An 18746-nucleotide genomic window follows, 5' to 3' on the forward strand; every position below is an offset into this window, starting at 1 on the left:
CAAGCCGGCCGAGGAGGTGTTGTCCTCATCGCCGTCCTGAGCGTCCTGGGGCCATCCCAGTCCCGCACGTTGTTCCATCGTCACCCCACCATGTCCCGTTCGACGCGAACGACGCGCGTGCGCGCCGGGGTGCCGACCATCCGGACCTCGGCGTGCCAGTGACGTCGTCGCAACCACCCCTGAGCCGCCGCGAGCTCCTCGGCGGCCCGCTCCCCCTTCAGCAGCACCATGTGCCCCCCGGGAGCCACCAAGGGTGCCAGCCAGCCCAGCAGGAGTTCGGTGGTGGCCACTGCGCGTGCCGTCACCACCTCCGCAGTACCTCGGTGATCCTGTGCCCGCGCCCGGACCACCTCGGCATTCGTGATCCCGATTTCCCCCACTGCCAGTTCCAGGAACCGTGTGCGCCGCTCCAGCGGCTCGAGCACGGTGATCTGCAGGTCAGGCCGGGCGATGGCCCACACCAGTCCGGGTAGCCCCGCCCCGGATCCGACATCGATGACCGTGGCGTCCAGCGGAAGGCATCCTGGATCCTCGGTGACCGCAAGACAGTTGTCGATGTGGCGCTCCCATAGGCGGTCGGTCTCCCGTGGCCCGAGAAGTCCCCACTCAACGCCGGTGGACGCCAGCAGGTCCTGATACGCCTGCAGTTGTTCCACGTGAAACGTCAGGCGGGTCGCACGACGACGAACCGCTGGGGCTCCTCCCCGCTGGACTCGCTGACCAGTCCGGCCGCGGCGACCACGTCGTGCACCACCTTGCGCTCGAACGGGCTCATCGGCGGCAGCGAGACCGGCTCGCCGGTCGACTGCACCTCCTCGACGGCGCGTCGTCCCTGCACGGCCAGTTCCTCGCGCAGGGCGGCCCGGTGGCCTCCGACGTCCAGCATCAGGCGTGAGCGGTGACCCGTTTCCCGCATCACGGCCAGTCGGGCGAGGTCCTGCAGCGCATCGACCACCTCGCCGTCGTCGCCGATTAAGGCGTCGAGGTTCTCCCCCACGATCGCCACCATGGCGCGCCCGTTCTCGACGTCCATCTCGAGGTCGCCGTCGACATCGATGATGTCCAGGAAGCCTTCGAGGTAGTCCGCGGCGATATCGCCCTCTGCCTCGAGCGGGTTCTCGGTCATGTCCGACTCCGTTTCACGTGAAACCTAGGTGCTGCGCCGCTTCTTGCGCGATTGCCGTTTCGGCTGCGTGCGCGGCGGGGTCTTCGGCTGCTCCACGACCTCGGGGATCACCACTCCCGTGGCAGACGCCACCTGGCCGGCCTTCTTGGCGGTCTTCGACGCATCGCGCTTGAGTTTGGCATCGTATGCCGGCGTCCCCGGTTGCGGGTTGTTGCGGATCACCCAGAACTGCTGACCCATGGACCAGAGGTTCGTGGTCAACCAGTAGATGAGCACACCGAGCGGGAAGTTGATACCACCGATGGCGAACATGACCGGGAAGATGTACAGGAGCAGCTTCTGCTGCCGGACGATCGGGTTGTCGGCCGCGGTGTTCTTGATGATGAGCTGGCGCTGGGTGATGAAGGTCGTTGCCGACATCAGGACGATCATCACCAAGGTGACGACATGCGTCAGCGTGGGGTTTGGCGTCTCGTTGGCGTTGAGGAAGGTGCCGTAGATCGGTACCCCGAAGATCGTCGCCTCCCGGCCCTGTGCGACCAGCTCAGGGGTGAGCACCCCCACGGCCTTGTCCTGCGCCATGCCCTGCAGCACCCGGAACAGGGCGAAGAAGATGGGCGCCTGGACCAGGATCGGCAGGCAGGAGGAGAGCGGATTCGTACCGGTCTCCCGGTACAACTTCATCATCTCCTCGGACTGCCGCTGGCGATCGCCGGCGTACTTCTGCTGGATCTCCTTCATCTGCGGCTGGAGGATCTGCAGGTTGCGCTGGGCTTTGATCTGCTTGACGAACAGGGGGATCAGCAGCACCCGGATGACGATCACCAGGCCGACGATGGACAGCCCCCAGGCCGCACCACTGGCGGCTCCGAAGATGGGAGTCAGGATGGCGTGGAACGTGACGAGGATCCAGGAGACGGCTATTTCGAGCCACTCTAGGATGAACATGATACCCCCCTGGGGTTTCCGTCGAGGTCAACATCTGCACGCCACTTGCCCGCGGGAGGCGGTGGGTTGATCCCGCCGAGCTGCCACGGATGGCACCGACCCAAGCGTGCCACAGACAGGGCGGTTCCCTTCAGCAGCCCGTGGGTTTGCAGACTCTGCACAGCGTAGGCCGAGCAGGTGGGGTGGAATTTGCAGCTCGGGGGAGTCATGGGGGAGATGAAGCGCTGGTACAACCGGATCAGCCCGATGACCGCCATCGCCGGGAGGTGCAGGATGCTGCGAAAGGTCATAGCCGCCCGATCGCCCGGTGCAGATCCCGCTGGATGTCGTCGTAGTCAGCCGGCTGGGGTAGCGCCCTCACCACGTACGAGCCACCGCCGAGCTGGTCCCACATCCCTGCCAGGGCATGGCGCACCTGGCGCTGGCGCCGGTGGCGCTCGACGGCCGAGCCAGTGCCCCTACCCACGACGACAGCGGCGTGCGCGTCTCGACCATCGGCGACGAAGTGCACCACGATGCCGCCGGAGCGCACCCGCCGACCGTTGCGGATCGTCGCACGCACTCGCGAGCGGGGGTGGAGGCGTTGGTGCCGGGGAACACGTCAGACCGTGATACGGGAGCGGCCCTTGCTGCGACGCGACGACAGAATCGAGCGGCCCGCACGGGTGCGCATGCGCAGGCGGAAGCCGTGCTTCTTGTGCCGACGACGGTTGTTCGGCTGGTAAGTGCGCTTCATCGGTGTTTCCTTCCAAAGCCGTGAGGCGGGCGCGTGGAATTGGCCCCCATCGACAACCGCCGTGCAAAGACGCCGGTTCACGACAAGGGCCAGCCCTGCCAGCATACGTCACCGGCGGATATCCACCGCAGCCGGTTGGGCATATACACCGCCGGGCCGGACGGGTATCGTCCGACACGCCGACCCAGTGAAAATCGAACGGCCGAGAAATGCACAATCGGTTGTCAGGCGGTGACGAACAGGATTAGCGTCAGCGCATTGGCCGCAGTACTGATTCCCCGCAGTGCAGGTCCGCACGATTTTCCACATGAGTTATCCACATTGTGGAGAACGCATGTCCGTCACGATGCCAGGGAGCTCTCTTGGACGTACTGATCGATCTAGGCGACCTCTGGACCCGGGCCAAGCAGAGCGTGCCCGAAACCCAACGGGCATGGGTGGACCTCACCGAACCGGTGGCGCTGACCGACAACGCTTTGGTCCTGGTGACGGGCAACGACTTCACCAAGGACATGCTCGAGACCAAACTGCGCCCGCACGTCCAGCAGGCCCTGGCCGACCAGCTCGGCTACAGCGTGACGATCGAGGTGCTCGTGGACCACGCGCGCGCACCCAAGATCCCCGAGGAAGTCACCGATGACATCGCAGACTCGACCTACAGCGAACCCCTCATTGAATCGGCGCAGGTCAAAGTCGCGCAGGATGAGACGCCACTGAACCCCCGATACACCTTCGATTCCTTCGTCTACGGCCCCAGCAACCGGTTCGCACACGCCGCCGCCATGGCCGTCGCCGAGCAACCGGCACGGGCCTACAACCCGCTGTTCATCTACGGCGACTCCGGTCTGGGGAAGACGCACCTGCTGCACGCGATCGGGCACCACAGCGCCGGATCTTCGCGGGCACCCGCGTGCACTATGTGAGCTCCGAGGAGTTCACCAACGACTTCATCAACTCCATCCGGGACCGCGGCCGTGCGGACCTGCACCGCCGTTACCGGGATGTCGACGTCCTACTGGTCGATGACATCCAGTTCCTGTCGGGCAAGGTCCAGACGCAGGAGGAGTTCTTCCACACGTTCAACACGCTGCACAACCTCAACAAGCAGATCGTGATCACCTCGGACCTGCCACCCAAACAACTGCAGGACTTCGAGGACCGGATGCGCTCACGGTTCGAGTGGGGCCTCATCACCGACATCCAGCCACCGGACCTGGAGACCCGCATCGCCATCCTTCGCAAGAAGACCATGCAGGAGCGCCGGGAGATCTCCGACGAGGTCCTGGAGTTCATAGCCTCGAAGATCACCTCCAACATCCGCGAACTCGAAGGCGCGCTGATCCGCATCTCCGCGTTCGCCAGCCTGAACTCCTCGCCGATCAGCGTGGACCTCGCCGAGATCGTGCTCAAGGACCTCATCCCGCACGAGTCCGCTCGCGACGTCACCGCTGACCAGATCAAGGTGCAGGCAGCCGCCTACTTCGGGATCTCCATGGACGACCTTGAGGGACCCTCCCGCTCCAAGATGCTGGTGTCGGCCCGCCAGATCGCCATGTACCTGTGCCGGGAACTGACGGACCTGTCGTTGCCGGCCATCGGAGCCGAGTTCGGCAACCGGGACCACACCACGGTGATGCACGCCGACCGGAAGATCCGCACCGGCATCGGCGAGAACCGGCGCCTCTACGAGCAGGTCGCCGACCTCACCAACAAGATCAAGACATCTGCCTGAGTTCGTAATCCAACCGTTACCCTCAGTAAGCCCTTTGTAACCTTCGTCACAGTGCGTATCCCCATGTCGTGGAAAGCCTGTGGATAACTCCCTGTCCGGCGCGTTACGTGACAGTGGGAGTGACCCCGCGGCCCCGGGAAACCGTCCCGTCCCCTGGCCGCCCACCAGCCACCTCCCGGCACTGCGCGTACCTCTGCGCCGCGTGTCGGCTGCTGACCGTGTGTATACCGTGTGGACGCCACGCCGAACCCGCAGCGTGGCCACAAGGTGCGCCCTGGGGACAAGTCGGCCCACCGCACGGGACCGCGGTGGAAGCAATGCGGCCGTCCACAGCCATCCACGGCCCCTGGTCGACTCATCCACACCCCGTGTGCGGTGTAATTACCCGCGGGCGACCAGGGGGTTCGGGTCGTTATCCACAGAATCAACAACCCCTACGACGTCTACGTCAATTAGTTATAGAAAGGTCCAGGAACACCGGGGAAGGCAGCCCCAGGGTGTGGATGACAAAACCGGTCCGACTCCAGCGATTCCGTTCCGGCAATCGGGATCCTCATGACACGATGCCTCTCAAGGAGGAAGCGTGAAGTTTCGGATCGAGAGAGACGTCCTGGCCGACGTCGTCACCTGGGTGTCGCGCACCCTTCCCTCGCGCGTCCCGTTCCCGGCTCTGGCCGGCGTGCTGGTCGAGGCTGGCGCCGACGGTGTGTCATTCACCACGACGACGCAGGACACGTGGTCGCACAACACCGCAGACGCAGTGGTGGGAGAGCCCGGCACGGCGTTGATCAGTGGTCGACTGCTCGTCGAGATCGCACGCTCACTGCCGGCCCAACCGGTCAGTTTCGCCCTGCAGAGTTCGGGCCGGGTGGAGGTGACGTGCGGCGCTGCTTCCTTCTTGCTGCCTACTCTGCCCGGGGAGGAGTACCCGCCCCTGCCGACGCTGCCGCCCGCGGTCGGTTCCGTGGATGCCGGGATGTTCGCGGCCGCAGTCGCGCAGGTCGGCGTCGCCTCGGCCTCACCGGATGAACGCAACCATGCCTACTCCGGCATCCGCATGGAGATCGAACCCCAGGGCCACGTGACGCTGGCCGCCACCGACCGGTACCGCCTCGCGGTAAGGGAACTGCCCTGGGAGCCGATGGTCATCGACCAGCCGATCGCGGTCACGATCCCTGGCCGCGAGTTCCTCGACGCGACGAAAGCTTTCGCGGGTGCGGGATCGGTGAGCGTGCATCTCGGGGAGTCCGAGACGTCGCTCTCGCTGACCGCGGGCACCCGGCAGACCGGTCTGCGCCTGATGGATTCGGCGAACTTCCCGAAGTTCCGGTCCCTGCTGCCCACCCAGTTCGTGAGCCAGCCGGAGATCGAGGTGGCGGCTCTGAAGGAGGCGCTCAAGCGCGTGAGCCTGGTGTTGCATCAAGACTCCCCGGTGCGCCTGACGTTCTCCAGTGACGAGGTGGTGCTCAAGGGCGGGACCGGCGACGAGGCCACCGCCACCGAGACCATCGGGTGCGTGCTGCAGGGGGAGGGGCTCGACGTGGCGTTCAACCCGCGGTTCCTCGCCGACGGTCTGGCCGGACTGACCGATGCGCATGCCCGCCTGAGCCTGCAGTCGTCGGACAAGGCGGCCGTGCTCACCGGGATCGACCCCGACGGTGGCAGCGAGGTCTTCCGGTATCTGCTGATGCCGGTGCGCCTCAACCGGTGAGGATCGAGCGACTCGAACTCACCGACTTCCGCAACTACGAGCACCTAGAGGTCGAGTTCGAGCCGGGGAACAACGTCCTGGTGGGGCCCAACGGCCATGGCAAGACCAACATCGTGGAGGCTGTGGCCTATCTGGCGACGTTCAGCAGCCACCGCGTCGCCACGGACACCGCATTGGTCAGGGCCGGTTCTGAAAGGGCCGTCATCCGGAGTCTGGTCGTCCAGGGCGAACGGACCGTCGGGCTCGACGTCCAGATCAACCCCGGCCGGGCAAATCGTCTGCAGGTCAACCGCGCCCCGGTGCGGCGTGCCCGCGATGCGGTGGGGATCGTCAAGGCGGTCATGTTCGCCCCGGAGGACCTCGGCCTGGTGAAAGGGGACCCGGCGGCGCGCCGGCGGTTCCTCGATCAGTTACTCGTGCAGGTGAGCCCGCGCTACGTCGCGGTGATCGCCGACTACGACAAGACGATCAAGCAGCGCAATTCGCTGCTGCGATCGGCGTCGAAGGCCGGCTCAGCCATGGAACGTGAGACTTTGCAGAGCACTCTCGAGGTCTGGAACGACCGGTTGGTGAGCTTCGGTGCGGACCTCGTTGCAGGCAGGATCGCGCTGCTTGAGGGCATCACCGGGCCGACGATACAGGCCTACGCGCAGGTGGCGCAGGCACGCAACGACGTCTCGATGTCGTATGTCGCGTCGCGGATCCCCGCTGTCAGCGCTGATGCCGAACACGTCGGCACAGCCCTGCGCACCGCGTTGGACGAGGTGCGGGCGGAGGAACTGGCCAGGGGGTCACGGTGCTTGGCCCCCATCGTGATGACGTGGAACTTCGGCTCAACGACCTGCCGGCGCGCGGGTACGCCTCCCACGGGGAGTCGTGGTCCCTGGCGCTGGCCCTGCGGCTGGCCAGTTACGACATGCTGCGCGACGACGGATCCGTCGACCCGGTACTCATCCTCGATGACGTGTTCGCCGAACTCGATCAGCAGCGCCGCGACCGGCTCGCGCAGATCGCAGCCGACGCCGACGGCCAGGTCCTCATCACGGCGGCCGTGTCGGGTGACGTCCCGGAATCGCTGACCGGGGTTAGATTCTCTGTAGACACTGGATCAGTGAGGCGGGAGTGACGGTGACCGACGAGGCAGTCAGCGATCTGGCGAACCGGGTGCTTGCCCGCGCCCGCCAGGCCGCGCGGGCACTGCCGGCGGCCGCCTCGGCGAAGACCCGTCGGGAACCCACGTACACTTCCGCGCGACCGGATGACCGCGACCCGTCGACGGTGGCCGACGCGATCGCCGGACTGGTCGGCGACCGCGGCTGGCAGGCGGCCACAGCGATCGGCCGGATCTGGGGGGAGTGGGCGTCGCTGGTCGGCCCGACACTGGCCGAACACGTGAAGCCGGAGGCGTTCGACCGCACAACCGGCCTGCTCACCCTGCGGGCGGACAGCACGGCGTGGGCCACGCAGGTGCGGATGCTGTCCAGCCAGTTGCGCAAGCGGCTCCAGGGCGAGATCCCGGGCGGGATCGTGTCGGACATCAACGTGCTCGGCCCGGACGTGGGTCCGCGCCCGCGCGGGCGGCTGCGGGTCAAGGGCCGAGGGCCGCGCGATACCTACGGCTGAGGGCTTCGCCGAAGCGACGGCCAGGTGGGAGAGGTACGGGGAGTGATCCAACGGGGTTGTCTCCCGTCATTGCCGAAACGCCCGCTGCTGCGTGGGGGGATGCCTGCCCCGGGGGTTCTCGCCTCAGAAGTGCCTTTCTGCCTGTGCAATGACGAACAGTGTCACAAGGACACGGTAGACTGAAGTATCAACAAGCGTGTTCTGGCCCGTTCTGGCCGTCTTCGCGCGATAAGAGGAGCGGAAGGGGCTGCGAGTGTCGTATGACGCCAGCGATATCCAAGTTCTTGAGGGCTTGGAGGCGGTGCGCAAACGACCCGGCATGTACATCGGCTCCACCGGCGAACGCGGTCTGCACCACTTGGTCTACGAGGTCGTCGACAACGCCGTGGACGAGGCACTGGCAGGGTACTGCGACACGATCGACATCACGCTGCTCCCCGGAGGTGGCGTGCGGGTCGTGGACAACGGCCGCGGTATCCCCGTCGACGAGCACCCGATCGAGAAGAAGCCGGCGGTGGAGGTCGTGCTCACGGTGCTGCACGCCGGTGGCAAGTTCGGCGGCGGCGGGTATTCGGTGTCCGGCGGCCTGCACGGGGTAGGGGTCTCGGTGGTCAACGCACTGTCCACCGGGGTCGACGTCTTGATCCACCGCGACGGCTACGAGTGGACCCAGTCGTACGCGCACGGCGTGCCACAGGCACCGCTGGCCCGCGGTGGACAGGTGGACGACACCGGGACCACGGTGACGTTCTGGGCCGACACGGACATCTTCGAGACGACGGACTACGACTTCGACACCCTGTCGCGGCGGTTCCAGGAGATGGCCTTCCTCAACCGGGACCTGACGATCAACCTCGTCGACGAGCGCCCGCGTGACGAGGATGACGACGAGGAGACCAGCGTCTCCTACCGCTACGCGGGCGGTATCGGTGACTTCGTGCGCCACCTCAATGCCACCAAGGGCCCGAGCAACCCCTCAGTGATCGAGTTCGAGGCCGAGGACCTCGTCAAGGGGATCAGCGCCGAGGTCGCGATGCAGTGGAACACCGGGTTCACCGAGTCGATCTACACGTTCGCCAACACCATCAACACGACTGAGGGCGGCACCCACGAAGAGGGCTACCGGGCGGCGCTGACCGCACTCATGAACCGCTTCGCCCGGGAATGGGGCGTGCTGAAGGAGAAGGACACCAACCTCACCGGCGAAGACATCCGCGAGGGGCTCACCGCGATCGTCAGCGTGAAGATGCGTGAGCCGCAGTTCGAGGGGCAGACCAAGACGAAGCTTGGCAACACCGAGGCGAAGACGTTCGTGCAGAAGCTTGTCAACGACCAGCTGGGGGAGTGGTTCGAGAAGAACCCGGCGGAAGGCAAGGAGATCGCACGTAAGGCCACGGCCGCGTCCGTCGCACGAGTGGCTGCGCGGAAAGCCCGCGACCTCGCCCGCAACCGCAAGGGCCTGCTCGGCGGCGGCGGGCTGCCCGGCAAACTCATCGACTGCTCATCGACGAGCCCGGAGGAATGCGAGATTTTCATCGTGGAGGGCGACTCCGCCGGCGGCTCGGCGCGCAGCGGCCGCAATCCCGCCACCCAGGCGATCCTGCCGATCCGGGGCAAGATCCTCAACGTCGAGAAGGCCCGGCTGGACCGGGTGCTGGCCAACACCGAGGTGCAGGCGATGATCTCCGCGCTGGGTACCGGCGTGCAGGACGAGTTCGACCTCAACAAGCTCCGGTACCACAAGTTGGTCCTCATGGCTGACGCCGACGTCGACGGCCAGCACATCCGCACGCTGCTGCTGACCCTGCTGTTCCGGTTTATGCGCCCCCTGATCATCGAGGGGCACGTCTACCTCGCCCAACCGCCGCTGTACCTGCTCAAGTGGAGCGGCAAGGACGCCCACGAATATGCCTACAGCGACCGGGAGCGTGACGCGCTGGTCGAAGCCGGCCACGAGGCGGGGAAGAAGAACCCCAAGGAGGGTTTCATCCAGCGGTTCAAGGGTCTCGGCGAGATGAACGCCAACGAGTTGTGGGAGACCACGATGGACCCCGACCGCCGCGTCCTGCTGCAGGTCACTCTCGAGGACGCCGCCCAGGCCGACGAGGTGTTCAGCATGCTCATGGGCGAGGACGTGGAGAGCCGGCGCAAGTTCATCCAGCGCAATGCCAAAGACGTCCGCTTTCTCGACATCTAAGGGAATCCAGTGACTCAGACCCCAGACACCGACCGGATCGAGCCGGTCGAACTCCAGGCCGAGATGCAGAAGTCCTACCTGGACTACGCGATGAGCGTCATCGTCGGCCGGGCGCTGCCGGATGTGCGCGACGGGCTGAAGCCGGTGCACCGGCGGATCCTGTACGCCATGTTCGACGGCGGCTACCGGCCGGACCGCGGGTTCTTCAAGTGCGCGGCGGTGGTCGGCGATGTGCTGGGCAGCTACCACCCGCACGGCGACAGCGCGGTGTACGACGCCCTGGTGCGGATGGTGCAGCCGTGGGCCTTGCGCTACCCACTGGTCGACGGGCAGGGCAACTTCGGCTCGCCGGGTAACGACCCGGCCGCCGCGTACCGGTACACCGAGGCGCGGTTGGCCCAGTTGGCGATGGAGATGGTGCGTGACATCGACGAGGAGACCGTCGATTTCAAGCCCAACTTCGACGGCCGTGCGCAGGAGCCGGTGATTCTGCCGAGCCGGTTCCCGAACCTGCTGGTCAATGGTTCGTCGGGGATCGCGGTGGGCATGGCCACGAACATCCCGCCGCACAACCTCACCGAGGTGGCCGACGGGGTCGCGTGGGCGCTCGAGCACCCGGATGCCACCCGGGAGGAACTGCTCGAGGCGCTCATCGAGCGTGTGAAGGGCCCGGACTTCCCCACCGGCGCCTACATCGTCGGGCGGGCCGGTATCGAGGCCGCCCACCGGACCGGCCGCGGGTCGATCATCATGCGCGGCGTCGTCGACATCGAAGAGGACGACCGGGGCCGCACGTGTCTGGTCATCACCGAACTGCCGTACCAGGTGAACCCGGACACGCTCACCGCGAAGATCGCGGAACTGGCCGACGCTGGCCGGGTGACCGGGATCGCGGACCTGCGTGACGACTCCTCCAGCCGCACCGGTCAGCGTCTGGTGGTCGTGCTCAAGCGCGATGCGCAGCCGCGGGTCGTGTTGTCGCAGCTCTACCGGCACACGCAGTTGCAGGAGACGTTCGGCGCGAACATGCTGGCGCTGGTCGACGGGGTGCCGCGCACGCTGAGCCTGGACGCGTTCGTGACGCACTGGATCAACCACCAGATCGAGGTCATCCAGCGTCGCACCGCCTACCGGCTGCGCAAGGCGGAGGAGCGCGCCCACATTCTGCGCGGCTACCTCAAGGCCCTCGACGCCCTCGACGAGGTCATCGCCTTGATCCGCCGTTCGGCCACGGTCGAGGACGCGCGCATCGGGCTGATGGAGTTGCTCGACATCGACGAGGTCCAGGCCACGGCCATCCTGGACATGCAGTTGCGGCGACTGGCGGCCCTGGAGCGGCAGAAGATCATCGACGAGCACACAGAGCTCGAGCGGCTGATCGCCGACTACCAGGACATCCTGGGCAGTCCGGGCCGGCAGCGGACGATCGTGCGCGACGAACTCGCGGAGATCGTGCGGGTGCACGGCGACGTGCGGCGCTCACAGTTCATGCCCGCCGACGACCTCGGCAGCGAGGAAGATCTGATCCCGGTGCGGGAGGTGGTGGTGAGCATTACCGAGGGCGGCTACGCCAAGCGCACCGACGCGACCTTGTACCGCTCGCAGCGCCGTGGTGGCCGCGGGGTGCGGGGTGCGACGTTGCAGCGGGACGACGTCGTCGAGCACTTCTTCGTCACGACGACCCACGACTGGATCCTGTTCTTCACCAACCTCGGCCGGGTCTACCGGACGAAGGCGTACATGTTGCCCGATACCGCCCGGGACGCCAAGGGCCGGCATGTGGCGAACCTGCTGGCCTTCCAGCCCGACGAACAGATCGCCGGGGTACTCACGGTCAAGGACTACGAGCAGGCCTCCTACCTGGTGCTGGCCACGAAACACGGACTGGTCAAGAAGACCAAACTCACCGAGTACGACACCAACCGCACCGGCGGTCTGATCGCCATCAACCTGCGGGACGGCGACGAGTTGGTTTCGGCGCGGCTGGTCGACAAGGGCGGGCAGCTGATCATGGTGTCCGACAAGGGCATGTCCGTGCGGTTCAGCGCCGACGAGTTGCGCCCGATGGGGCGGGCCACCTCCGGAGTGATCGGCATGAAGTTCCGCGGTAGCGACCAACTCCTGGCGATGGATGTCGTGCGCCCGGACTGCGATCTGGTCACCGTGACCGATGAGGGCTTCGCCAAACGCACGCCGCTGGATGACTGGAACACCAAGGGACGCGGCGGTATCGGTGTGGTGGCGATGAAGATCGTCGAGGAGCGAGGGTCACTGGTGGCCGCACTCGTGTGCGAGTCCGACGACTCGATCTTCGCCATCGCCAGTAACGGGGTGGTCATTCGAACCCCGGTGGCCGACATCCGGCAGACCGGCCGGCAGACCATGGGTGTCAACCTCATGGGCCTTCCGGATGGGGTGGCCGTCGTGGCGGTGGCACGGTCGGCGGCTGAGGAGCCTGAGGAGGAGCACACAGACCCCGACCCCGACCCCGAGGCACCGGCTGCGGCAGGGGATGATGGAGACTCGGCGCAGACCCGCGACGAGGAGGAACAGGCGTGACAACTTCGACCGTGCCGGCCGCACCGGCCGCAGGCACGCGCGTGGCGACCCTGCGCCTGAGGCGGATCGATCCCTGGAGCGCGATGAAGACGGGCTTCGTCTTCTCGATCGGCCTGGGGATCATGTACGTGATTGCGGCGGTGCTGCTGTACCTGTTCGCGTCGTCCGCGGGTGTCTTCGAATCGTTCAACTCGACGTTCTCCGAACTGACCGGAAGTGACGGGCCGCTGGTCTTCACGTTCTTCGGCGTTCTGACCATCAGCTTGGTCTTCGCCGTCATCGAAGTGGTGGTCACCACCCTGCTGTTCGCGGTCATCGCGATGCTCTACAACGCGTCGGCCTCGGTCACCGGCGGGGTGTCGGTCAAGCTCGCGGAGGACTGAGCCTGCCCCACCCGGTCCCGGGACCCATCGGGTACCCTGGTGAACGACCAACGCGCCTATAGCTCAGCTCGGTTAGAGCGCTTCGCTGATAACGAAGAGGTCCCTGGTTCAAGTCCAGGTAGGCGCACGTGAAGAAACTGATTCTGCTGGGGGCCCTCGCGGCCGTCGGCTACGCCGTATACCGCCAGTACTCCGCCAACCAGGCCGAGCAGGAGTTGTGGAACGAGGCCACTCGCGACCTCGACCTGCGCTGAGCCTGCCTGCGGGGACGTAGCTCAACTGGCAGAGCACCGCCTTTGCAAGGCGGGGGTTAGGGGTTCAAGTCCCCTCGTCTCCACGTGAGCCGAAAGCGTCGCTGGTTGCTCGAGGTGATCCTCGCCGTCCTGGGTGTCCAGGCGTTCTATGGCGGCATCCAACTGATCCGCGACGCCTTCGACTTCCCCATCGACTGGCTCGCCCCCCTGCCGTGGGACTCCTGGGTCATCCCTGGGCTGCTGCTCATGGCGCTCATCGGGGTGCCCGCCTTCGGCCTACTGGGCATGTACGTAGCGGGCAACCGTCGGGCCGACCAACTCACGGTGGTCTTCGGCTGCGGGCTCATGCTGTGGATCGTCGTGCAGTTGTTCTTCATCCCACTCTTCTTCCTGCAGCCGCTGGTGTTCGTCCTGGGGCTGACGCTGGCGCTGGTGGCCTGGTCCCGGATGCGCGCTGCCGACTGATGGGCACGCCCGACCTGGTCGCCGAGATCCGGGCCTGGCTGCGGGCCTCGGCGGATCCCACCCGGGCGCCGGGCATGCAGCAGTACATGAAGTCGCAGATGCCCTACCTCGGTGTGGGCAAGACCAGCCTCACGCCGGCGGTCATGCGGTTGACCAAAGCGGCCGACCTGGAGCGGGAGCAGTGGCTGGTCGTGGCCAGAACGCTCTGGGATGACGCCAGTTACCGGGAGGAGCGATATGCCGCGCTGGCGGTGCTGCGGGCGGGTGGACTCACCGCCGGCGACGAGCCGCTGCTGCGCCATCTCATCACCACGGGTGCCTGGTGGGACCTGGTCGACGAGGCGGCGACCAAACTGCTCGGCCCCCTGCGCCATGACGTTGAGGTGCGCGTGTGGGCGGTCGCCGCCGACATGTGGATCCGGCGGGCAGCCATCATCTGTCAGGTGGGTTCCCGGGGCCGCGGCACCGACTGCCAGCTGCTCGCCGACGTCATCGAGCCCAACACCGCGGATCGCCGCTTCTGGATCACGAAGGCGATCGGATGGGCGTTGCGGGACTACGCCTACGCAGATCCCGAGTGGGTGCGCGAGTTCGTGGCCGGCCACGAACTGGCGCCGCTGTCCGTCCGCGAGGCCACCAAGCACCTGTGACAGGATTCGGCTATGACCCAAGCCGTTCTGCACACCAACCGTGGCGACATCACGATCAACTTGTTCGACAACCAGGCCCCCAAGACCGTGGCCAACTTCGTCGGCCTGGCCGATGGGACCCGCGAGTGGACCGACCCCAAGACGGGTCAGCCGGGCACTGGTGGCCTCTACAACGGCGTCATCTTCCACCGCGTCATCAGCGGCTTCATGATCCAGGGCGGCTGTCCACTGGGTACCGGCACCGGCGGTCCCGGCTACCGTTTCGCCGACGAGTTCCACCCCGAGCTGCAGTTCGACCGCCCCTACCTGCTCGCCATGGCCAACGCCGGGCCGAACACCAACGGCTCCCAGTTCTTCATCACCGTCGGCAAGACCCCGCACCTGAACTTCAAGCACACCATCTTCGGTGAGGTCGCCGATCAGGCCGGCCGCGACGTCGTTGATGCGATCGCCACCACCCCCACCGGCCGTATGGACAAGCCGATCGATGACGTCGTGATCGAGTCGGTCGACATCATCGCGTGAGCACCGAGCAGCCGGCGCCGGTCTGCTACCGCCACCCGGACCGCCCCACCTGGATCCGCTGCACCCGCTGTGACCGGCCGATCTGCCCGGAGTGCATGAACCCGGCTCCGGTCGGCTTCCAGTGCCCGGAGTGCGTGGCGGCCGGTCAGGCCGCGGTGCGGGAGCCGCGGACCGTTTTCGGGGGCAGACTCACTTCGTCCAGCACGGTCACGGTCACCCTCATCGGCATCTGCGTCGCGATCTTCGTGGTGCAGTTCCTGGTCGGCGTGAACGCGGTGGCCGCGGACTGGGGGATGTGGCCGGCGGGCGTGGCCGTCAACAACGAGTGGTACCGGCTGATCACGTCGGTGTTCCTGCACGGCAGCTGGCTGCATCTGGCGTTCAACATGTATGTGCTGTACGTGCTGGGCCCACCGCTGGAGCGGCTGCTGGGACACGTGCGGTTCCTTGCGCTGTTCCTCATCGCCGGTCTCGGCGGCGCAGTCGCCTCGTTCACGTTCTCGAGCATCAACACGGTGTCGGTCGGTGCCTCGGGCGCCATATTCGGGCTGATGGGAGCGCTGGTGGTCGCCGGCCGGCACCTGCGCACGGACATCACGCAGGTGCTGGTGCTGATCGGCATCAACGTGGTGATCGGGTTCATCGCGCCGGGCGTGGACTGGCGGGCTCACCTCGGCGGCCTGATCACCGGCGCCGCGGTCGCCCTGGTGATCTCGAAGGCACCGCCGGGCCGCAGTCAGACCCTGTGGCAGGTCATCGGGTGCGCGGCGATCGTCGCCACATTGGTCGCGATCGTGCTGTGGCGCGCCAATGAGATCGTGCAACTGTTGCCGGTCGGCTGATCACCGGCGCGGGACCTTCCTGGACAGGGTAAGTTACCGGCCAGTAACATGAGGTCCATGACTTCTCGAGACGCAGTGATCGTGGCCGCCGTGCGTACCCCCGTCGGGGTGGGCAAACCTGAGAAGGGCGCGCTGTCGGGCATCCACGCCGTGGACCTGTCCGCACTGGCCCTGCAGGGTCTGGTCCAGCGGGCCGGCATCGACCCCGCCCTGATCGACGACGTGATCTGGGGCTGCGTCTCGCAGGTGGGCGAGCAGGGGTTCAACATCGGGCGCAATGCCGCCCTGGCCGCAGGATTCCCGGAGACGGTGCCCGGGACGACCTTGGACCGGCAGTGCGGCTCGTCCCAGCAGGCGCTGCACTTCGCGGCCGCCGGTGTGATCGCCGGGCAGTACGACATGGTGGTCGCCGGCGGAGTCGAGTCCATGTCCCGGATCCCGATGTTCTCCAACGGCAAGGGTGGCGATGGCCCGTTCGGGCCCATGATGATCGAGCGCTACGAGGGGCGCCTGGTCAACCAGGGCGTCTCTGCGGAGATGATCGCCGAGAAGTGGGATCTGTCCCGGCAGTACCTCGACGAGATGGCGGTGGAGTCCCACGAGCGTGCCACCCGCGCCACCAACGACGGACTGTTCGCCGAGGAGATCGTGCCGGTCAAAGGCGTGAGCGCCGACCAGGGCATCCGGCCGGGGTCGTCGGTGGAGAAACTCGCCTCCCTGCCCACCCCCTTCAAGGACGACGGCGTGGTGACCGCGGGCAACGCCTCGCAGATCTCCGACGGATCGGCGGCGCTGCTGGTGACCACCAGTGAGAAAGCCGCCGAGTTGGGCCTGACCCCGCTGGTGCGCTTCCACACCGGAGTGATGGCCGGCGTGGACCCGGTGATCATGCTCACCGGCCCGATCCCCGCCACCGCCAAGGCCCTGGAGCGGTCGGGGCTGGGCCTCGATGAGATCGGCGCTGTCGAGATCAACGAGGCGTTCGCGTCGGTGGTCGGCGCCTGGTTCGTTGAGACCGGGGCAGACCCCAAGATCACCAACCCGAACGGCGGGGCGATCGCGCTGGGCCACCCGCTCGGAGCCTCCGGGGCCCGGTTGATGACGACGTTGATCCACCAGATGCGCCGCAACGGCATCCGCTACGGACTGCAGACGATGTGCGAGGGCGGCGGCATGGCCAACGCCACCATCGTCGAACTCGTCTGAGGCTGAGCTGGTGCCCGGCCTGCACATCGGTTAGAGATACGGATGTCGGTTAGTGATCCCGACGGTCTTTTTCGCTCCCGGGTATCCGGATGTCTCCCGCCTGCGGGTCCTCGGGAGTTATCCACAGGGTTGTCCCCAGTTGGGGAGAACTACACCTGTGTGATTACTTCCACTTGGTGGACACGACGAATCCGAACGCGATAAGGGTGAAGCCGCCGACCAGGTTCCAGAACCCGAGGTCACCCAAGATGGGCGCGTCGGGGGCGATGTACCAGGCGCAGACCCAGATGAGTCCGAGCACGAACAGGGTCACCATGACCGGGGCCACCCACCGGGGGCTGCCGATCTTCACGGGCGTGCGCTTGTCGCTGGGGGACTTGTCCTTGCGGCGTGAGCGGGATTCGGGCACGAAGGTCACTTTACCCCGCCGTAGTCTGGGGGCGTGAGTGTGCGTTGGTGGGCCGTGCTGGCCGCGATCGTCTTCGGCATCGCTGGGTTCGGCTTCGCCGCGAGCGCGCACACCGCAGCCGGCACGAATCTGCGCAGTGACAGTGCGGCGCTCAAGGACGTGGTCGCGCAGCGGGCCGCGGTCGTGGACCGGCGACAGAAGCAGGTCACCGACCTGCAATCGCGGGTGGCCGGCCTGAGCAAGCAGCAGGAGGGGACCGCAGCGGCCCGCGCCCAGGGGACCATCGACACGTTGTCGGCTCCGGTCGGGCTGCTGCCGCTGAGCGGACCCGCGGTCACCGTCACTCTCACCGATGCCCCGCAGGAGGGCAACGAGGAGGCCAACCCCGACGACCTGGTCGTCCATCAGCAGGATCTGCAAGCGGTGATCAACGCCATGTGGCGTGGTGGTGCTCTTGGCATCCAGGTGATGGACCAGCGGCTCATCAACACCAGTGCGGTGCGCTGTGTGGGCAACACCTTGATCCTGCAGGGCCGGGTGTACTCCCCCCCGTTCGTCGTGACCGGGGTGGGTGATCAGGCGGCCATCGAGCGTGAGCTCGAACGCGACGACTACCTGCGCGGTTACCGGGCCGCCGTGGATTTCTTCGGGCTCGGATACGAGCAGGTCCGGCAGCCCTCGGTCACCATCGCAGCGTTCGACGGCCCGATGCACATCGATCATGCCACTCCGATCCCGGACCGCAAGGAGCAGTCATGACGGTCCTGGTCATCGACAACTACGACAGCTTCGTCTACAACCTCGTGCAGTACCTCGGGCAGCTTGAGGTCGAATGCGATGTGTTCCGCAACGATGCGCTCGAGCTGGACGAGGTCGCCTCGTACACCGGGGTGCTGCTGTCCCCCGGCCCGGGAACCCCGGACACCGCCGGAGTGTGCATGGACGTGGTGCGGCGATACGCAGGTCGTATCCCGATCTTCGGGGTGTGCCTGGGGCACCAGGCCATCGCGGAGGTGTACGGGGCGACCGTCAGCAGGGCGCCGGAACTGCTGCACGGGAAGACCTCACTGGTGCACCACGACGGTCGCGGGGTCTTCGACGGGCTGCCCAACCCCATGACCGCGACCCGGTACCACTCGCTGGCCGTGGAGCCGGACACCGTGCCCGCCGCGTTGGAGGTCAGTGCGCGTACCGACAGCGGGGTCATCATGGGTATCCGGCACCGGGAGCTCGCGGTGGAAGGGGTGCAGTTCCACCCCGAGTCGGTGCTCACCGAAGGCGGTCACCGGATGCTGGCCAACTGGCTGGCGGTGTGCGGCGACCCGGATGCGGTGCGCCGGAGCCGGGGCCTGTCGCCGGTGGTGGGCTGAGCCGGGGCAG

Annotated in this window: 19 protein-coding genes, 2 tRNA genes and 2 pseudogenes; 16 read left to right on the forward strand and 7 right to left on the reverse strand. The window is 66.7% G+C overall.

Annotated elements, in window-relative coordinates; all coding sequences use genetic code 11:
• Nucleotides 1-80 precede the first annotated feature (80 nt).
• Genes rsmG through rpmH form a run of 6 tightly spaced genes read right to left on the reverse strand, consistent with a single transcriptional unit; the run spans nucleotide 81 to nucleotide 2810 of the window.
• Entirely contained in the window at nucleotides 81-656 is a 576-nt protein-coding gene (gene rsmG / locus IPG68_03465) for a 16S rRNA (guanine(527)-N(7))-methyltransferase RsmG (protein MBK6762378.1), read from the reverse strand.
• 8 nt (nucleotides 657-664) lie between these two features.
• On the reverse strand, nucleotides 665-1126 hold the full coding sequence (locus IPG68_03470; GenBank protein MBK6762379.1) for a single-stranded DNA-binding protein: 462 nt from the start codon (nucleotides 1124-1126) through the stop codon (nucleotides 665-667).
• A 24-nt stretch (nucleotides 1127-1150) separates the two neighbouring features.
• Nucleotides 1151-2077 carry a membrane protein insertase YidC gene (gene yidC / locus IPG68_03475; protein ID MBK6762380.1) on the reverse strand — a complete coding sequence of 309 codons (927 nt, stop codon included), beginning with the start codon at nucleotides 2075-2077 and terminating at the stop codon, nucleotides 1151-1153.
• A complete protein-coding gene (gene yidD, locus IPG68_03480) occupies nucleotides 2062-2364 on the reverse strand; it encodes a membrane protein insertion efficiency factor YidD (GenBank protein MBK6762381.1) in 303 nt (100 codons plus the stop codon). The genes yidC and yidD overlap by 16 nt, the downstream gene beginning before the upstream one ends.
• On the reverse strand, nucleotides 2361-2636 hold the full coding sequence (locus tag IPG68_03485; protein ID MBK6762382.1) for a ribonuclease P protein component: 276 nt from the start codon (nucleotides 2634-2636) through the stop codon (nucleotides 2361-2363). The genes yidD and IPG68_03485 overlap by 4 nt, the downstream gene beginning before the upstream one ends.
• 39 nt (nucleotides 2637-2675) lie before the next feature.
• Nucleotides 2676-2810 carry a 50S ribosomal protein L34 gene (gene rpmH / locus IPG68_03490; GenBank protein ID MBK6762383.1) on the reverse strand — a complete coding sequence of 45 codons (135 nt, stop codon included), beginning with the start codon at nucleotides 2808-2810 and terminating at the stop codon, nucleotides 2676-2678.
• Between the two features lie 512 nt (nucleotides 2811-3322).
• Here rpmH and dnaA point away from each other — a divergent pair.
• From dnaA to IPG68_03560, 14 genes and pseudogenes are all read left to right on the forward strand, one after another.
• A pseudogene (dnaA, locus tag IPG68_03495) lies at nucleotides 3323-4542 on the forward strand (chromosomal replication initiator protein DnaA).
• Between the two features lie 583 nt (nucleotides 4543-5125).
• Nucleotides 5126-6253, forward strand: a complete 1128-nt coding sequence (gene dnaN, locus IPG68_03500) for a DNA polymerase III subunit beta (GenBank protein MBK6762384.1) — start codon at nucleotides 5126-5128, stop codon at nucleotides 6251-6253.
• Nucleotides 6250-7379: pseudogene (recF, locus tag IPG68_03505) on the forward strand (DNA replication/repair protein RecF). The gene dnaN and the pseudogene recF overlap by 4 nt, the downstream one beginning before the upstream one ends.
• A 2-nt stretch (nucleotides 7380-7381) precedes the next feature.
• On the forward strand, nucleotides 7382-7876 hold the full coding sequence (locus IPG68_03510) for a DUF721 domain-containing protein (protein MBK6762385.1): 495 nt from the start codon (nucleotides 7382-7384) through the stop codon (nucleotides 7874-7876).
• Nucleotides 7877-8123: 247 nt separating this feature from the next.
• Nucleotides 8124-10073 (forward strand): DNA topoisomerase (ATP-hydrolyzing) subunit B, encoded by a 1950-nt coding sequence (gene gyrB / locus IPG68_03515; GenBank protein ID MBK6762386.1) that lies wholly within the window; start codon nucleotides 8124-8126, stop codon nucleotides 10071-10073.
• Nucleotides 10074-10082: 9 nt separating this feature from the next.
• The gene (gyrA, locus tag IPG68_03520; protein ID MBK6762387.1) at nucleotides 10083-12632 is read left to right on the forward strand and encodes a DNA gyrase subunit A; all 2550 of its coding nucleotides are present in this window, start codon (nucleotides 10083-10085) and stop codon (nucleotides 12630-12632) included.
• Complete coding sequence (locus tag IPG68_03525) at nucleotides 12629-13015, forward strand: DUF3566 domain-containing protein (GenBank protein ID MBK6762388.1); 387 nt, start codon at nucleotides 12629-12631, stop codon at nucleotides 13013-13015. Before gyrA ends, IPG68_03525 begins: the two co-directional genes overlap by 4 nt.
• A gap of 52 nt (nucleotides 13016-13067) precedes the next feature.
• Nucleotides 13068-13142 (forward strand) — tRNA-Ile (locus tag IPG68_03530).
• 137 nt (nucleotides 13143-13279) lie between these two features.
• A tRNA-Ala gene (locus IPG68_03535) sits at nucleotides 13280-13352 on the forward strand.
• A gap of 1 nt (nucleotide 13353) precedes the next feature.
• Nucleotides 13354-13734 (forward strand): hypothetical protein, encoded by a 381-nt coding sequence (locus tag IPG68_03540; protein MBK6762389.1) that lies wholly within the window; start codon nucleotides 13354-13356, stop codon nucleotides 13732-13734.
• Complete coding sequence (locus IPG68_03545; GenBank protein MBK6762390.1) at nucleotides 13734-14384, forward strand: DNA alkylation repair protein; 651 nt, start codon at nucleotides 13734-13736, stop codon at nucleotides 14382-14384. The genes IPG68_03540 and IPG68_03545 overlap by 1 nt, the downstream gene beginning before the upstream one ends.
• Before the next feature lie 12 nt (nucleotides 14385-14396).
• Entirely contained in the window at nucleotides 14397-14909 is a 513-nt protein-coding gene (locus IPG68_03550; GenBank protein MBK6762391.1) for a peptidylprolyl isomerase, read from the forward strand.
• Between the two features lie 95 nt (nucleotides 14910-15004).
• Nucleotides 15005-15751, forward strand: coding sequence for a rhomboid family intramembrane serine protease (locus IPG68_03555; GenBank protein ID MBK6762392.1), 747 nt, complete (start codon nucleotides 15005-15007; stop codon nucleotides 15749-15751).
• 57 nt (nucleotides 15752-15808) lie between these two features.
• Nucleotides 15809-16957, forward strand: a complete 1149-nt coding sequence (locus IPG68_03560; GenBank protein ID MBK6762393.1) for a thiolase family protein — start codon at nucleotides 15809-15811, stop codon at nucleotides 16955-16957.
• 163 nt (nucleotides 16958-17120) lie between these two features.
• Here IPG68_03560 and IPG68_03565 read toward each other — a convergent pair whose 3' ends face one another.
• On the reverse strand, nucleotides 17121-17366 hold the full coding sequence (locus IPG68_03565; protein MBK6762394.1) for a cell division protein CrgA: 246 nt from the start codon (nucleotides 17364-17366) through the stop codon (nucleotides 17121-17123).
• A gap of 33 nt (nucleotides 17367-17399) precedes the next feature.
• Between IPG68_03565 and IPG68_03570 the strand changes: the two genes are divergently transcribed.
• A complete protein-coding gene (locus tag IPG68_03570) occupies nucleotides 17400-18125 on the forward strand; it encodes a DUF881 domain-containing protein (GenBank protein ID MBK6762395.1) in 726 nt (241 codons plus the stop codon).
• Nucleotides 18122-18736 carry an aminodeoxychorismate/anthranilate synthase component II gene (locus IPG68_03575; GenBank protein MBK6762396.1) on the forward strand — a complete coding sequence of 205 codons (615 nt, stop codon included), beginning with the start codon at nucleotides 18122-18124 and terminating at the stop codon, nucleotides 18734-18736. Before IPG68_03570 ends, IPG68_03575 begins: the two co-directional genes overlap by 4 nt.
• Nucleotides 18737-18746: the final 10 nt, after the last annotated feature.

Source organism: Micrococcales bacterium (assembly GCA_016703125.1).
Taxonomy (GTDB): Bacteria; Actinomycetota; Actinomycetes; order S36-B12; family UBA10799; genus JADKAV01.

Excerpts from the sequence above, each read along its gene's own strand:
- IPG68_03560 (MBK6762393.1), top strand. The coding sequence starts at position 15,809 with ATGACTTCTCGAGACGCAGTGATCGTGGCCGCCGTGCGTACCCCCGTC.
- yidD (MBK6762381.1), bottom strand. The coding sequence starts at position 2,364 with ATGACCTTTCGCAGCATCCTGCACCTCCCGGCGATGGCGGTCATCGGG.
- IPG68_03555 (MBK6762392.1), top strand. The coding sequence starts at position 15,005 with ATGAACCCGGCTCCGGTCGGCTTCCAGTGCCCGGAGTGCGTGGCGGCC.
- IPG68_03470 (MBK6762379.1), bottom strand. The coding sequence starts at position 1,126 with ATGACCGAGAACCCGCTCGAGGCAGAGGGCGATATCGCCGCGGACTAC.
- IPG68_03575 (MBK6762396.1), top strand. The coding sequence starts at position 18,122 with ATGACGGTCCTGGTCATCGACAACTACGACAGCTTCGTCTACAACCTC.
- IPG68_03545 (MBK6762390.1), top strand. The coding sequence starts at position 13,734 with ATGGGCACGCCCGACCTGGTCGCCGAGATCCGGGCCTGGCTGCGGGCC.
- rpmH (MBK6762383.1), bottom strand. The coding sequence starts at position 2,810 with ATGAAGCGCACTTACCAGCCGAACAACCGTCGTCGGCACAAGAAGCAC.
- IPG68_03550 (MBK6762391.1), top strand. The coding sequence starts at position 14,397 with ATGACCCAAGCCGTTCTGCACACCAACCGTGGCGACATCACGATCAAC.